General features: G+C 64.6%; 12 protein-coding genes. 9 read left to right on the forward strand and 3 right to left on the reverse strand.

All coding sequences use genetic code 11. The features are described 5' to 3' along the window. Positions 1-13: 13 nt before the first annotated feature. The 3 genes from JNO53_RS06550 to JNO53_RS06560 all read right to left on the reverse strand — a co-directional run bounded on the left by JNO53_RS06550 (position 14) and on the right by JNO53_RS06560 (position 3414). Entirely contained in the window at positions 14-859 is an 846-nt protein-coding gene (locus JNO53_RS06550; RefSeq protein WP_203108852.1) for an SDR family NAD(P)-dependent oxidoreductase, read from the reverse strand. Between the two features lie 404 nt (positions 860-1263). Continuing rightward, positions 1264-2517, reverse strand: coding sequence for an acyl-CoA dehydrogenase family protein (locus JNO53_RS06555; RefSeq protein WP_203108854.1), 1254 nt, complete (start codon positions 2515-2517; stop codon positions 1264-1266). Between the two features lie 30 nt (positions 2518-2547). Further along, on the reverse strand, positions 2548-3414 hold the full coding sequence (locus JNO53_RS06560; protein ID WP_338015312.1) for an enoyl-CoA hydratase-related protein: 867 nt from the start codon (positions 3412-3414) through the stop codon (positions 2548-2550). 220 nt (positions 3415-3634) lie between these two features. Here JNO53_RS06560 and JNO53_RS06565 point away from each other — a divergent pair, with 220 nt between their 5' ends. From JNO53_RS06565 to JNO53_RS06605, 9 genes are all read left to right on the forward strand, one after another. Further along, the gene (locus JNO53_RS06565; protein ID WP_203108858.1) at positions 3635-4435 is read left to right on the forward strand and encodes a crotonase/enoyl-CoA hydratase family protein; all 801 of its coding nucleotides are present in this window, start codon (positions 3635-3637) and stop codon (positions 4433-4435) included. Between the two features lie 22 nt (positions 4436-4457). Continuing rightward, positions 4458-5369: an SDR family NAD(P)-dependent oxidoreductase gene (locus JNO53_RS06570; RefSeq protein ID WP_203108860.1), complete on the forward strand. Its 912-nt coding sequence runs from the start codon at positions 4458-4460 to the stop codon at positions 5367-5369. Positions 5370-5391: 22 nt separating this feature from the next. After that, positions 5392-6843, forward strand: a complete 1452-nt coding sequence (locus JNO53_RS06575) for a hydroxymethylglutaryl-CoA synthase family protein (protein WP_203108862.1) — start codon at positions 5392-5394, stop codon at positions 6841-6843. Further along, positions 6843-8051: an acetyl-CoA acetyltransferase gene (locus tag JNO53_RS06580; protein WP_203108863.1), complete on the forward strand. Its 1209-nt coding sequence runs from the start codon at positions 6843-6845 to the stop codon at positions 8049-8051. Before JNO53_RS06575 ends, JNO53_RS06580 begins: the two co-directional genes overlap by 1 nt. Before the next feature lie 44 nt (positions 8052-8095). Further along, positions 8096-9316, forward strand: coding sequence for a CoA transferase (locus JNO53_RS06585; RefSeq protein WP_203108865.1), 1221 nt, complete (start codon positions 8096-8098; stop codon positions 9314-9316). A 240-nt stretch (positions 9317-9556) separates the two neighbouring features. Beyond that, complete coding sequence (locus JNO53_RS06590; RefSeq protein ID WP_203108867.1) at positions 9557-10207, forward strand: carboxymuconolactone decarboxylase family protein; 651 nt, start codon at positions 9557-9559, stop codon at positions 10205-10207. A gap of 7 nt (positions 10208-10214) precedes the next feature. After that, complete coding sequence (locus JNO53_RS06595; RefSeq protein ID WP_203108869.1) at positions 10215-11537, forward strand: MFS transporter; 1323 nt, start codon at positions 10215-10217, stop codon at positions 11535-11537. Between the two features lie 187 nt (positions 11538-11724). After that, positions 11725-14001 carry a TonB-dependent receptor gene (locus JNO53_RS06600; RefSeq protein WP_203108871.1) on the forward strand — a complete coding sequence of 759 codons (2277 nt, stop codon included), beginning with the start codon at positions 11725-11727 and terminating at the stop codon, positions 13999-14001. 60 nt (positions 14002-14061) lie between these two features. Then, positions 14062-15840: a flavin-containing monooxygenase gene (locus JNO53_RS06605; RefSeq protein ID WP_203108873.1), complete on the forward strand. Its 1779-nt coding sequence runs from the start codon at positions 14062-14064 to the stop codon at positions 15838-15840. Positions 15841-15859 lie beyond the last annotated feature (19 nt).

The following is a 15859-nucleotide window of genomic DNA, read 5'->3' on the forward strand; positions in this document are numbered from 1 at the left end:
ATGTTCGCTGCGCTCAAACCCGCATGCCGCCGTCGACGAACAGGGTCTGACCGGTCATGAAGCTTGCGTCGGCGCTGCCCAGGAAGGCTGCGACCGATGCCATCTCCATCGGCTCGGCCGCGCGGCCCAGAGGGATGCGGGACGATACGAAACGGTCCATCATCTCTTCCGGAGTCGTTCCCGGATTCTGCGCCGCGATCGCTTCGTAACGCTGGCGCACGTACGGGGTCAGCGTGATGCCCGGTGCGAACGCGTTGACGCGAATCCCGTCGCCGGCCAGTTCGAGCGCAAGATCGCGGGTGAGGGCGGTCACCGCGTATTTCGCGGATGCATAGGCGGAGAGGCCGGGAACGCCGTGATAGGCGCTGATCGAGGTGGTGCTGACGATCGCGCCACCGCCGCGTTCGCGAATGGCCGGGATCGCGTGCTTCGCGCACAGGAAGACCGACGTCAGGCTGATCTCGACCGTATAGTCCCAGGCGGACCGGTCCAGTTCGCTAACCGGTGTCTGATCGACCGGTCCCGCTCCCGTCCCGCCGCCGGCATTCGCAAAGAGCAGGTCGATGCCGCCGAGCACGTCGCGTATCTGCGACATCGCATCCGCGACCTGATTTTCATCGGTGACATCGCAGCGCACTGCGAACCCCTTCTCGCCGACTTCGCCAAGCGAGCCGGCAACCGATTGAAGAGATTCGAAGCTGCCGAAGCTCTCCCGGGGCACCTCGGGCTTGTCGCGGCATAGATCGAGAACAGCTACGCGGCCGCCTTCGCCGGCGACCCGGCGCGCGATAGCCTCGCCAATGCCTCCGGGGCGCCCGGCACCGGTGACGACGGCTACCTTTCCTTCGTAGCGGCGCATCAGGCCCGCATTCCGGAGAAGAAGGGCACATGCACTCTCACCGGGCTTCGGCTGGGAGAAGCGAGCGAGCGCGAGCCCATCGCGAAGGTGGATGCCCGTAGTTGCCAAAAGAACATCTTAGACTCATCCCAATTCGCCCGCCGCTCTTTTGACGGCCATATCTGCGCAACCTATCTCACGGATAGATTGCATGCAAGATAGTTTGCATGCATTTCCCGCCACCAGATATTTCATATAAAAATCAAATAAAATCATATGTTAGATGACGGGGCGGTGGAATTTGGAGCGCAAAGGCACTCTTCCGACTGTGAATATCGCATGCAATAAAATGACGTCTGGAGGAATCCCGCGACGTGCAGCGTTGCAGACGCTGACGCCCTCCCTTCGTGGGGGGCGCTTTTAATTCAAACGGGACCCTTGCGGCGGTAAGGCTTCAGTTCGGCGCGCGCGATGACGCGTGTGTGCACCTCGTCCGGGCCGTCCACGATTCGCATCGTTCGGGTCTTGGCGTAGAGCCGCGCCAGGTCGAAATCGCTGCAAACGCCGCCTCCGCCATGCGCCTGGATCGCGTCGTCGATCACTTTCAATGCGGCGCGCGGCACGGCCAGTTTGATCTTGGAAATGTCCGCGCGCACGTTCCTGGCGTCGTTTTCGTCGAGCAGTTGCGCGGTCCGCAGCGTGAGGAGACGCGCCATGTCGATTTCCGTCCGAGCCCAGGCGATCCGCTCCTGCCAGACCGAGCGTTCCGCCAATGTCTTGCCGAAGGTCGTCCGCCCGCTCAGCCGCGCGCACATCAGGTCCAGCGCTTCTTCGGCCGCGCCGATCGTGCGCATGCAGTGATGGATGCGCCCCGGGCCGAGTCGCCCCTGCGCGATCTCGAAACCGCGCCCTTCGCCGAGGATCAGATTTTCTGCGGGAACGCGCACGTTCTCCAGCAGAACTTCGCCATGACCGGCGGGCCGGTCTTCGTAGCCAAAGACTCCGAGCATGCGTTTGACGGTCACCCCGGGTGTGTCGATCGGTACCAGGATCTGGCTTTGCTGGGCGTGGGTCGGCGCATCGGGAGCGGACTTGCCCATTACGATCAGGACCTTGCAATCGGCGTCACCGGTGCCTGTCGACCACCATTTGCGGCCGTTGATGATCCAGTGATCGCCGTCGCGTTCGATCCGGGTCTCTATATTCGTGGCGTCGGAACTGGCGACGTCCGGTTCGGTCATCAGGAAGGCCGATCGTATCGTTCCCTCCATTAGCGGCACCAGCCACCGCTCCTGCTGTTCCGCAGAACCGTAGCGCAGCAGCAGTTCCATGTTGCCGGTATCGGGCGGCGAGCAGTTGAAGATGCGCGAGGCGAATTCGTATCGCCCCATCATCTCGGCAAGGGGGGCGTAGACGAGATTGCTCAGGCCGGGGCTATCGAACGCGAAGCCGTTCGCCGCATGCGCCTGTGCGGCGGGGGGCAGGAACAGGTTCCACAGGCCCGCCGCCTTGGCCTTGGCTTGGAGCTCGGCGAGGACCGGCGGACTTTTCCACGGCCAATCGGACCCCGTCTCGCCGGTGTGGGCGAAGGCCTCCTTCGCGGGCAACACATGGTCTGCGAAGAAGGTCGCGAGGCGGTCGAGCCAATGGCGCTGCTCGGCGGAGTAATTGAAGTCCATGATGGATCCGTGTTTTTTCGGGAGAGAGGATCAGTAGAATTTCGGGTGGGCGCCGTCGGACCAGATGTCCGGCAGATCGTCCGACACTTTGCCTTTGAAGTTGGCTTGGCGCTTCTCGAGAAACGCGGCGACCGCCTCCATCGTATCGGGCGAGGCCCGCAGCGCGGCGATCGCACGGCTGTCGACGCGGTGCGCCTCCATCGGATGGGCTGCGCCGGCCATGCGCCACATCATCTGCCGGGTCAGGGCCGCCGCGACGCGCGAGCCGGACAGGAAACGTCCGGCGATCTCGTGAGCGCGGGGGACGAGTTCGTCACGCGCGCAGATCTCGCGAACCAGACCCGCTTCCAGCGCCTCCTCTGCGGACACCATGCAGGCGCCCATCGTCCATTCGAGCGCGCGTGAAAGGCCGACGATGCGCGGCAGGAACCACGACGAGGCGGCCTCCGGCACCAGCCCGCGCTGCGTGAAGACATAGCCGAAGCGCGCCGTGTCGCTGGCAATCCGCACGTCGCAGGCGAGAATCATCGTCGCGCCCACGCCGATTGCCGGGCCGTTGATCGCCGCAACCACCGGCTTCAAGCTCTCGAAAATGCGCAAGGAAGCGACGCCGCCGCCGTCACGCCACAAATCCCCATGACGTAGAGCGGCCCGTTCGGGATCGTCCCTGAGCTGCGCAAAGGTGCCGGCGCCGCCCGAGAGATCGGCACCGGCGCAGAACACGTCGCCGCTGGCGGTGAGGATGACCGCGCCGACATCGTCGTCCGCATCCGACCTGTCGAACGCGGCGACCAGCTCGTTCATCATCCGGGTGTTGTAGGCGTTCCTCTTTTCAGGCCGGTTCAACCGGATCGTCGCGATGCCGCCACTCGCTTCGTATTCGATCGTTTCGAACACGTCAGTCTCCACGTAATTGCATGCAAACATATGCTGTGCGCGAGCCGGCTTGTCGAGTCAGGTGTGCATCGATCCCCGACATATGCGCGGCCATAGCTACAATTTCCTTGATATACCTCGCCATTTCGCACCCTGAAGTGTAACTTGTCCGCGTCTCTCTTGCCTTGGCTATTTGCATGCAATAGACGATAGGAAACGATCGGACGAGGAAAGTACCGGGATGTCGAAGCAACTACTCACGGAGCGGGATGGTGCGGTCGTGACCATCACGCTCAATCTGCCGGAGGCGCGCAATCCGATCTCCGACAACACGATGGTCGACGCTCTCGTCGATGCGCTGCAGGCCGCGGATGGCGATCCTTCGGTTCGCGCCGTCATTCTGACCGGTGCCGGCTCGGCCTTCTCCTCGGGCGGAGATCTGTCCAAGATGAAGCCGGGCCTCGGCTTACGCGGGGAGCAGCCGGTCGCCACCGTGCGCAACTATCGCGACGGCATCCAGCGCCTGCCGCTCGCCTTTCAGCAGCTCGAAGTGCCGGTCATCGCCGCCGTCAACGGTCCGGCGGTCGGAGCGGGCTGCGACCTCGCTTGCATGTGCGACATCCGCATTGCGTCCCAGACGGCGCGCTTTGCGGAAAGCTTCGTGCGGGTCGGCCTCGTCCCCGGCGACGGCGGGGCCTGGCTCCTGCCGCGGGTGATCGGCTGGCCCCGCGCCACCGAACTCGCACTGACCGGGCGGATGATCGATGCGGCGGCCGCGCTCGACTGGGGGCTGGTGACCAAGGTGGTCGAGCCCGACGAACTGATGCCCGCCGCGCGCGCGCTGGCCGACGAAATCGCGGCCAATCCGCCGCGTGCCGTGCGCCTGACCAAGCGACTGCTGCGCGAGGCGCAGGACGCGTCGCTAGGTACCGTGCTCAACCTCTCGGCTGCGCTGCAGGCCGTGGTCCACGAGACGCGGGATCACGAGGAGGCGGTCGATGCCTTCCTCGAACGGCGCAAGCCGAACTTCACCGGCAACTGATTTCACGAACGGGAAAGCGATAATGGGAATTCTGGAAGGCCGCGTCGTCGCGGTGACCGGCGCGGGGCGCGGGATCGGGCGCGAGCTGGCCCTGCTCTGCGCGCGCGAGGGCGCGAGTGTGATCGTCAACGACTACGGCGTCTCCGCCGCGGGCGAAGGCAACGACGAGGGGCCGGCATCCGAAGTCGTGGACGAAATCGCGAAGGCCGGCGGAACCGCCTATGCCAACCTCGCCAGCGTGACCGATCCGGCCGGTGCCACCAGCATCGTAGAGGATGCCGTGCAGAAATTCGGCCGTATCGACGCGGTGGTCAACAACGCCGGCTTCCTGCGCGACCGGATCTGGCACAAGATGAGCCTCGAGGATTGGCGCGCCGTCGTCGATGTGCATCTCAACGGGGCGTTCAACGTGTCGAAAGCGGCGACGCCTTATTTCCGCGAGCAGGGTTCGGGCAGCTTCATCCACTTCACCTCGACCTCCGGCCTGATCGGCAATCTGGGGCAGGCGAACTATTCGGCGGCCAAGATGGCGATCGTCGGCCTGTCGCAGTCGATCGCGCTCGACATGCAGCGCTTCGGCGTGCGGTCGAACTGCATCGCGCCGTTCGCGTGGAGCCGGATGATCGCGACGATTCCGTCCGACAATCCCGACGAGCAGAAGCGCTTGGAGCGCATGCAGGCGATGAGCGCGGACAAGATCGCGCCGCTGGTGGCGTTCCTCGCGTCCGACCTGTCGAAGGATGTGACCAACCAGATATTCGCCGTCCGCAAGAACGAGATCTTCCTGTTCTCGAAACCGCGCCCCGTCCGCGCCATGCACCGGTCGGATGGGTGGACGGCGCAGTCGATCGCCGACGAGTTCATACCCGCCGTCCGCTCCGACTTCGCGTCGATGATCCGCTCGCCCGAGCTGTTCAGCTGGGACCCGGTCTGACCATGGCGGGGGCGGAATTCGAATGAGCGATTTCGGCATCCTGTCGTGCGGCGTCTACCTGCCGCGCGGCCGCCTCGATCGGTCCGCGATCTATAACGCGAACCGATGGTTTGCGCCGGGTCTAAAGAGCCTGGCGCGAGGGCATCGCGCCATCGCCAACTGGGACGAGGATGCCGTGACCATGGCGGTCGAGGCCGCACGCACTTGCCTCGACGGACGCGATCGCGCGGCAGTCGAGGGGCTGACGCTGGCCAGTGTGACCCATCCTTTCGCCGACAGGGCGAATGCCGGCATCGTCAAGGAAGCGCTGAACCTGTCCGACGGGATCGTCGCGCTCGATGCGGGCGGCAGCATGCGGGCGGCGACGAGCGCCTTGCGCGATGCGTTGGAAGGATCGCGCACGCGGCTGTGCATCGGATCGGACTTGCGCAAGGCCCGCCCGGCGTCCGAAGCGGAACTGGTTCAGGGCGACGGCGCGGCGGCGATCCTCGTCGGCCGCGGCACGCCCATTGCCAGACTGGTGGCCAGCCATTCGGTGACGGTCGATTTCGTCGATCACTTCCGCGCCAGCGGCGAGAGCTTCGATTACCAATGGGAAAGCCGCTGGGTGCGCGAGGAAGGCCATCTCGCTATCCTGGCCGATGCGGTGCAGGCCCTGCTAGCGGAGGGCAAGGTCGCGGCGGGTGATATCGACCATGTCGTCCTGCCGATCGCGGCCGGCGGAACGGTCAAGGCGATCGCCCGCAAACTGGGGTTGAAGGACGGGGCCGTGGTCGACACCCTGTCCGCCGAGATCGGAGACACCGGCACAGGGCATCCCCTGCTGCTGCTGGCCAGCGCGCTCGAACGCGCTTCGCTGGGCGAGCGAATTCTGGTTACCGGGTTCGGGCAGGGCGCGGACGTTCTGCTGTTCGAGGCCACGGAGGCCATCGCGGACCACAGGCCCCAACGCACGGTCGCCGCCTGCGTCGAAGACGGTGTGGCCGACGACAACTACATGCGTTTCCTGTTCCACCGCGGGCTGATCGATCTCGAGCGCGGCATTCGCGCCGAGCTGGACCAGAAGCAGCCGGGCACGACACTCTACCGCAAGCGCACGGCGGTACTCGGCCTGGTCGGCTCTCGCTGTACCGTGACCGGCACCGTCCAGTTCCCGCCGAGCGCGATCTCGGTCGATCCCAATGGGCGCAAGCAGGGGACGCAGGAGGATTATCCGCTGGCGGACCGCACCGCGCGGATCGTCTCCTACACCGCCGACGCGCTCGGCTATTCGCCCGATCCGCCGACATATTACGGCACGCTCGATTTCGATGGCGGCGGGCGGCTCGTCACCGAATTCGCCGAAGTCGGGCCCGACGATGTCGAGGTTGGCCGCGCGATGCGCATGGTTTTCCGCATCAAGGCCGAGGACGAGCAGCGCCATTTCACCAAATACTTCTGGAAGGCCGTGCCGCTGAACGAGGGAGAAGCCTGATGGCCCGCGGAATCAAGGACAGGGTCGCGATCGTCGGCATGGGCTGCTCGCGGTTCGGCGAACGGTGGAACGACGATGCCGAAACGCTGATGGTCGAGGCGTTCGACGAATGTATCGCCGATGCCGGGATCGACGTCTCGCGGATCGACGCGGCCTGGCTCGGCGTCGGGTTCGAGGCGCAGAACATCGGCCCTTCGGGCATTCCGCTGGCAACGGCGCTGCGGCTCCCGGACATCGGCGTGACCAAGGTCGAGAACTATTGCGCGACCGGCACCGACTCGTTCCGCGGCGCGGTCTATGCGGTGGCCTCCGGCGCGGCGGACATCGCGCTGGCCATGGGCGTCGAGAAGCTGAAGGACACCGGCTACGGCGGCCTCCCGGCACGCAGCCGCGGGCTCAACTTCGACATGTACGGCGTCACCGGGTCGGCCCCCGGCAACTTCGCGCAGATCGCCGCGCCCTATCGCGCCAAGCACGGGGTTTCGCGCGACGACCTCAAGCGGGCGATGGCGCACGTCTCGGTCAAGAGCCACGCCAACGGGGCCAGGAACCCCAAGGCGCATCTGCGCAAGGCGATCGATATCGAGACGGTGCTGAATGCCCCGATGATCGCCGAGCCGCTCGGCCTGTTCGACTGCTGCGGCGTGTCCGACGGCGCGGCCTGCGCGATCGTCACCACGCCGGAAATCGCGCGCGAGCTCGGCAGGACCGATCCGGTCCTGGTCAAGTCGATCCAGCTCGTCACCTCCAACGGCTGGGAGCTGCAGCACGCCGGCGGCTGGGACGGGACGTACTTTCACACCACCCGCAAGGCCGCGGCCCGCGCCTATGCCGAGGCCGGCGTCACCGATCCCCGCGCGGAGATCGACCTCCTCGAAGTGCACGACTGCTTCTCGATCACCGAACTGGTCACGATGGAAGACCTCTTCATTTCCAAAGAGGGCCAGGCCTGGAAGGACATTCTCGACGGTTTCTACGATGCGGACGGCCACACGCCCTGCCAGATCGACGGCGGCCTGAAGTGTTTCGGTCATCCCATCGGCGCGTCGGGACTGCGCATGATCTACGAGAACTATCTGCAATTGCAGGGCCGCGCCGGCGAGCGCCAGCGCGCGGACGGGCCGAAGCTCGCGCTGAGCCACAATCTCGGCGGCGCGCCGATCCAGAATGTCTCGGCGATCACGATCGTCGGACTTGAAGGTGCGTGACGCACCGGCGATGCAGTTCCGGAACGCTCGAAGGATGAGAACCGATGTATACGCTGCTTGACGGACTGCGGGTGGTGGAGGCGTCCTCGTTCGTCGCTTGTCCGACGGCTGGCCTCTATCTTGCTCAGATGGGCGCGGAGGTCATTCGCGTCGATCAGATCGGCGGCGGGCCGGACTTCCGCCGCTGGCCGCAGGCGGAGAATGGCGACAGCTTCTATTGGGAAGGGCTGAACAAGGGCAAGCTCTCCGTTGCGCTCGACCTGTCCAGCGGGGAAGGGCGCGAGCTTCTGGCGGAAATCGCAGCCGCGCCGGGAGAGAAAGCGGGAGTCTTCCTCACCAACTTCCCGGTCGGCGGGTTCCTTTCCTGGGAGCGGCTGTCGGCTCGCCGCGAGGATCTGATCCTGACGCGCATCATGGGCCGCGCGGACGGCAGCCCGGCGCTCGACTATACCGTGGCGTCCGCCCTCGGCATTCCGTTCATCACCGGGCCGGAAAGCCTTGGCGATGAGCCGGTGAACGCCGTTCTGCCCGCATGGGATCTGCTGACCGGGGCCTATGCCGCTTTCGCCACGATGGCGGCGCTCCACCACCGGTCGGAAACTGGCGAGGGGCAGGAGATCCGGATTCCGCTGGCCGACGTCGGCATCGCCACGATCGCGAACCTGGGCCAGTTGGCCGAAACGCTCCACGGCGGCGATCGCAAGCGCTACGGCAACGACGTCTTCGGCGCATTCGGCCGCGATTTCAAAACGCGCGACGGCGAACGCATCATGCTCATGGCGATCACCCCGCGGCAGTGGCGCGGGCTCGTCGCGGTGCTGGGTATCGCGGACGAGGTGGCGCGCATCGAGGAGGAGCGCGGGACATCGTTCGCACGCGACGAAAGCGAACGGTTCGTGCACCGCGATGCGCTCTATCCTCTGGTAGAACGGGCCGTGGCTGCACGCGAGAGCGGCGAGCTGGGGGCGGCGCTCGACAGTGAAGGATGCTGCTGGGGGCCTTACCAACGGATGGAGCAGGCCGTGCGCGACCCGGCTCTGGTGACCGGCAATCCGCTATTCTCCGCCATCACGCACCCAAGCGGCGCGCACTACGCAGCGCCCGGCGCCATGGCGACTCTGCCTTCTCAGGCGCGGGTTCCCGTGCGTCCGGCGCGACGTCTCGGCAGCGACACCGAGAAGGTGCTGACCGAGATCGTCGGCCTTGGCGCGGGACAGTTTGGCGCGCTGATGGACAAAGGCATTGTAGGCGTCCCGAAGCCATAGAGTGCATACAAAGCATCGCTCAAACCCGTTGCAGCGATACGTCCTTGGTCCGATTTCTGCGAAATCTCGGAATTGCGTCTGGACGCCGTACGAATCGTCAGCCATTATTGCATGCAATAATGGCGAGGTAGAACCTCGGCAAAACCATTGGGAGAATGGCGTGTCGATGCTTCAATGGGCAAGCCTGCAGAACGCAGGTGTAGGTTCGCTAATGGAAGGCTTCTGGGCGGCGGAAGGCTGATGCCGCGCCTTCCGCTCGTCAGCCGCGCCGATATCGACGATCCGCTCGTCCAGTTCATGTACGACCGCAAGTTCCCGGGCCGCGATCCGGCGACACAACCGGGTCAGACCGCATCGGGCGCGCCGGGCAACTACGAGGCGGTGCTCGCCCATTCGCCCGACGTGCTCGAGCACGCGGTGCGCGGATTTTATCTGAAGCAGACGAAAAAGCGGAAGCTGCCGCTCCAATACATGGAGCTTGCCATTGCCCGCATCGGTTGGGCCTGTTCGTGCCGCTGGATGTATTCCGAACACAGCAAGATCCTGCGCGGCCTCGGCTATTCGGAGGAGGCGCTGGCCGACATACCCGCCTGGCAGACCAGCGACCGGTTCGACCATGCGGAGCGCGCGGTGCTCGCCTACGCGGACTGCATCGCGCTCGATCACGGGCGGGTGCCGGACGTGCTCTTCGCCCGTCTGGAAGCGCAATTCGATGCCGAGCAGATCATCGAACTGACCTATGTCGCGAGCATGTTCATGATGAACGCCGGCATGATCCGCGCGCTCCGGCTTGAGCACGACGACTACGACGAACGCGTGCGCGAAATGCCGTCGCCGCCCGAGTATCGTTTCGTCGACGTCGAGCCTGCACCGCTCCCAAGCAGGGACTGACCTTCCCATGTCGATGCGCGCCGCCTATCCCTATTACGTCGTCTTCTGCCTGATGGTGGCGAGCGCCCTGTCGTTCCTCGATCGGCTCGCGCTCAGCATGCTGATCGAGCCGATCAAGGCCGATCTCGCGCTTAGCGATACCGAGGTCAGCATTCTCGCCGGTGCCGCCTTCGCCGGTTCCTACGTGATCTTCGCGTTCGTTTTCGGCCGGTGGGTCGATACGCACGGGCGGCGGAACGCCATGGTCCTCGGCATATCGTTGTGGAGCCTCGCCACTGCAGCGGGCGGCCTTGCCCGCAATTTCGGCAGCCTGTTCGCTGCGCGCTCGTTGATCGGCGTGGGCGAGGCGAGCCTCAATCCCGCCGCCTATTCGATGATCGCCGATTACTTCCGGCCGTCGCGGCGCGGCATCGCAACCGCCATTTTCGCCTGCGGCGCCACGGTCGGCGGCGGTCTCGCCATCATGCTGGGCGGTCAGCTCGTGGACTGGGTCTACGCGACCGGGGCTACGCTGCCGCTGATGCCCGACGCGGCCCCGTGGCAGATCGTCTTCGTCGTGATCGGTCTGCCAGGCCTGCTCGTGGCCCTGCTCATCGCGCTGACCGTGCGCGAGCCGGAGCGGCAACTGGCGGGCGGCGAGACACAGGACATCCCGGGCATCCGCGACGCGCTCGTGTTCATCGGCAGCAATGCCCGCGCGCTGGTGCCGCTCTTTGCCGGCTATTCGTGCATTGCGATCATCGGCTACTCCTTCATGGTCTGGGGGCCGGTCCATTTCATGCGATTGCATGGCCTCGGTGCGGGCGACGTCGGCCTTCTCCTCGGCCTCGGTTACGGCATCGGCGGCACGATCGGGCTGCTCGCGGGCGGTGTCGTCTCGGACATGCTCGTCGCGCGCGGCCGGATCGAGGCGCCCGTGCTCGTCTCACTTGCGGCCGTCGCGATCGACACGCCGCTTTTCATCGGAGCCTATCTGGCCGGGGACTTCATGACCGCGGCGGTGCTGTTCTGCCTGGGCATGGCGGCGGCCAGTGTCGTCGGCGGACTGCAGATCTCGATGGTGCAATCGCTTGCGCCCAATCGCCTGCGCGGAATCATGGCTGCCGTCTTCGGCGCATGCGTGAACCTGGCAGGTTTCGGCATCGCGCCGACGATCACCGCCATGCTGGCCGAGAACCTGTTCGGAGGCGAAATGGGCATCGGCAAGGCGCTTGCGACGATGACGGCCCTCGCCGGGATTGGTGCGGCGGTGCTCATCCTGATCGGGATGAAGCCCGGGCGCCTCCTCGCGCAGCGGTTGGCCGGAGAAGGTGCGCAACCGGCCGCGTGACCCCGGTCGCCCCAAGTCGCAGAACAATGTGCAATCATGCGTCATTGCATCCAAACTTAGCGGAGTTCACGTCAAGCTTCCCAGTTCTTGACGTAATTGCGCTTGCGCAGAGCCGCAAAATTGATAAACTGCATGCAATAATAGCGAGCAGGCCGCATCGGCGGCGATGTCGAAAGAGGAGGGGATTATGAAGAGTTCGGCTCATCTGAAAGCCGCGGCAGCCCGCGCTGCCGTCGCTGCGGCATTGCTGTCCGGCGCCGCCGCACAAGCGCAGGATCAGGACGCCCCGGCGCCAACCGCCCCGACTACCGACAATCGCCCGCGGTCGATCGGCGAAATCGTCGTTACCGCGCAGAAACGTGAGCAGAGGCTACAGGACGTTCCGGTTTCGATCACCGCGGTCACCGGTGAGGCGATCGAGGATCTCAAGATCACCGATCTGCGCAGCGTGCAGAGCTACGTGCCCAACATGGCGGTGCTCAACTCCGGCGTGAACCCGGTTGTCTTCATCCGCGGGTTTGGGTCGGGTCCGAACAACGTCGCCTTCGATCAGGAAGTGTCGGTCTATCTCGACGGCATCTACGGCGGCCGCGGCGCGCAGTTCAGCGCCCCGTTCTTCGACCTCGAACGCATGGAAGTCCTGCGCGGGCCGCAAGGCGCGCTGTTCGGACGCAACACCGCCGCCGGTGCGATCAGCCTGATCTCCGCGAAGCCGGGTCCGGCGTTCGAAGGCTATGTTTCTGCCGGTTACGATTTCGAGCGTCAGGGCGTCGACCTGACCGGCGTCGTCAGTGCGCCGCTTTCCGATACGCTCGGCGTGCGCATCGCGGGCAAGCTCGTCCATCAGGACGGCTATATCCGCAATCTCTACAACGACCGCGACGAGCCGCTTCTGCGCGACGAGATGGCGCGCGTCACGCTGCGCTGGCAGCCTTCGGCCGATATCGACGTCTCGCTCAAGAACGAATACGGCAGCCACGCCCTCAAAGGGGGCGTGACGGTGACCGGTTCGCTGACCGAGGACGTCTACGACAACGATTTCGGCGACGAGCGCTACATCTCCGACAACTACGCCGGCGCCGGCCTCGACGAGGGGAGCGGCATCAAGACCTGGAACACTGCGCTCAACGCCGACATCAGCCTCGGCGATCACACATTGACGCTGATTGGCGGCTATTCGCACTATAAGACGAGCCGGTTCACGGCTTACGACGAGATCGCACCGGACGGCAGCATTCCGGCCAACGGCGGCAATGCGCGGTTCGGCAACGGCTTTCCTGAGGACTTCGACCAATGGTCGGTGGAGGCGCGCATTGCTTCACCTCTCGGCCAGTTCCTCGAATATGTCCTGGGCGTCTATTACGACACCTCGGAATATCACCTGCACCAGGATACCTACTATCGGGACATACCCGGCCTGACCGGCCATCAGACGACCGACTTCTACCAGGATAGCGACGCCTGGTCGGCCTATGGCCAGGGCACTTTCAACTTCACGCCGGACCTGCGTCTGATTGCAGGTCTGCGGTATTCGGAAGTGAAGAAGTCGGCCGAGTTCACGCAGCGCTCGGTATCGGGCGTGATTGGCCCGGATCGGGAGGGTCGCCTCTCGGAAGACTACTTCGACCCCTCGGGTACTCTGCAGTTCGACGTCACGCCGGACGTGATGGTCTATGCCACCGTCGCGCGCGGCTCGAAGTCCGGCGGCTTCGTGTCGAACACCTTCAACGTCTCCGAAGACGGGTTCCAGTTCGCTGCCGAACGGTCGATGAATTACGAGTTCGGCATGAAGTCGACTTTGGGCAACGGCCTCGCCACCGTGAACCTGGCGATATTCCGCATGGACTTCGAGGATCTGCAACAGTCCGCCTACGATCCGGATCTCCGCACATTCTTCACCCGCAACGCAGCCAGCGCGCGGTCGGAAGGCGTGGAACTGGAAGTGCAGATCATCCCGACCGACAGCCTCTCGCTCAACGCCAACGTCGCCTATCTCGATGCGAGGTTCGAAGACTATCCGGGCGCGCCGTGCCTCGTCTACGAAACGATCGAGCAGTGCGATTCCTCTGATCCCGACAGCCTTGAGCAGCACAACATCGCCGGTCTGCCGCTGATGTTCGCGCCGAAGTGGAGCGGCAACGTCGGCTTCCAGCACGAGGCGGACCTCGGCTCGCTCAAGCTGACGACCGGAGGCAATGCCCAGTTCCGCTCGAAATACTACATTGCCGATGGTTACAGCCCGATCTGGGGGCTTCAGGACGGCTGGGCCAAGTTCGACGCGCGCATCGAGCTCGGCGCTCAGGACGATAGCTGGAGCATCGCGCTGGTCGGCCGCAACCTGACGGACGTGCATTCCCGCGGCGCCGCGATCCGCCTGCCTGGCTCGATCACCGCGACCCAGCGCACGCTGAACTGGATGGACGAGTATCGTTCGATCTCGCTCAACGGTACCGTGCGCTTCTGAGGCTGGGAAAGGGGCGGCCGGGCGCTCGCCCTGAAGGTGCGATGGAAAGAGGATGAATTGATGAGCAACAATGGCGGCGGCGAGGCGGACCTCGATGTCGAGGCGCTGGCCCGCCGCTACGCAGAGGAACGCGAGAAGCGCCTTCGGGCCGATGCCGTAACGCAGTACCAGTCGCTCAAGGGCAGATTCGCGGCCTTTGACGTCGATCCAAACTCCGTCCCGGATTTCCAACGCGAGCGGGTAGAGCGCGAAGCCGACGTGGTCATAATCGGCGGCGGCTTCGGCGGATTGCTGACCGCGGTGCAATTGCGCAAGCGCGGCGTCGAGAACATCGTCATCATCGAAAAAGGCGCCGACTTCGGCGGGACCTGGTACTGGAATCGCTATCCGGGCATCCGCTGCGACGTCGAATCCTATATCTACCTGCCGCTGCTGGAAGAGACCGGGTACGTCCCGAGCGAAAAGTACGCCAAAGGCGCGGAAATTTACGAGCAGTGCCGCCTGATCGCGGAGAAGTTCGGCCTCTATGCCGACGCCTTGTTCCAAACTCTCGCAGAGACATTGACCTGGGATAATGACGTTCAGCGCTGGATCGTCACCACCAACCGCGGCGATCGAATTTCTGCGCGTTTCACCGTGGCTGCCACTGGTCTCTACAGCAGTCCCAAGCTGCCTGGCATCCCCGGTATTGAAACTTTTGAGGGCCCGAGCTTTCATACCAGCCGCTGGGACTATGCTTTCACCGGCGGGGATGCGGATGGCAACCTGACGGGCTTGCAGGGTAAGACGGTCGGCATCATCGGCACGGGATCGACCGGCATCCAATGTGTGCCGCCCGTCGCGCAATGGGCCCAGCAGCTTTACCTGTTCCAGCGAACCCCGGCGTCGGTCGACGTGCGCGGCAACGGTCCTACCGACGTCGAATGGTTTCGCTCGCTCGAACCGGGCTGGCAGCGCGAGCGCATGCTCAACTTTACCCAGTGGACGTCGGGTCTGCCCCAGGCGATCGATATGGTCGGTGACAGCATGACCGACCTCTTCCGTGAGAAGACGACCTCGGCGGGCGTCGAGATGAGCCCCGAAGAGCGGGAGAAAGCCGAGATCCTCAAGATGGAGCGCGTGCGGCGACGCATCGACGAGATCGTCGAGGACAAGGCCACGGCCGAGGCGCTCAAGCCCTACTTCCATTACTTCTGCAAGCGACCGGGCTTCAGCGATCATTACCTGCAGGTCTTCAACCGCCCGAACGTGACCCTCGTCGATACCGCCGGCAAGGGCGTTGAAAGGGTGACCCCTCAAGGCCTTGTGGTGGATGGCAGGGAATACGAGCTCGATTGCCTCATCTACGCGACCGGCTTCGACTTCATGACCAGCTACACGCGTGAATCCGGCCTTTCGATCACAGGCCGCGACGGTGTTTCCCTTGAAGAGCACTGGAAGAACGGTGCGCACACGCTGTTCGGAATGCAGACGCGCGGTTTCCCGAACTTCTTCGTCCTCACGATCGTTCAGGCCGGGACCTCGATCAATTATCTCCACACGGCCGACGTCCAGTCGATCTACATGGCCGATCTCATCGCTCACTGCCTCGATAACCGGTTAGGAACCGTCGAGCCGACGCAAGAGGCCGAGGATGAGTGGGTCGACCTCTGTATCCAGCTCTCGGCCGAGCGACACGCCTTCTTCGAGAAGTGCACGCCGAGCTACTTCAACTTCGAAGGGGCAAGGCCGCGCGAATTCGAACTGAACTCACCTTTCGGCGGCGGTCCGCTCGCCTATTTCGAGTACCTGGCGAAGATGTCCGAAGAGAAGTTTGCCCACCGCCTCGAGTTCGGATGAAACTCCTCGGGCCGTTCGA

The organism is Altererythrobacter sp. C41 (genome assembly GCF_016803135.1).
Lineage (GTDB): Bacteria > Pseudomonadota > Alphaproteobacteria > Sphingomonadales > Sphingomonadaceae > Pelagerythrobacter.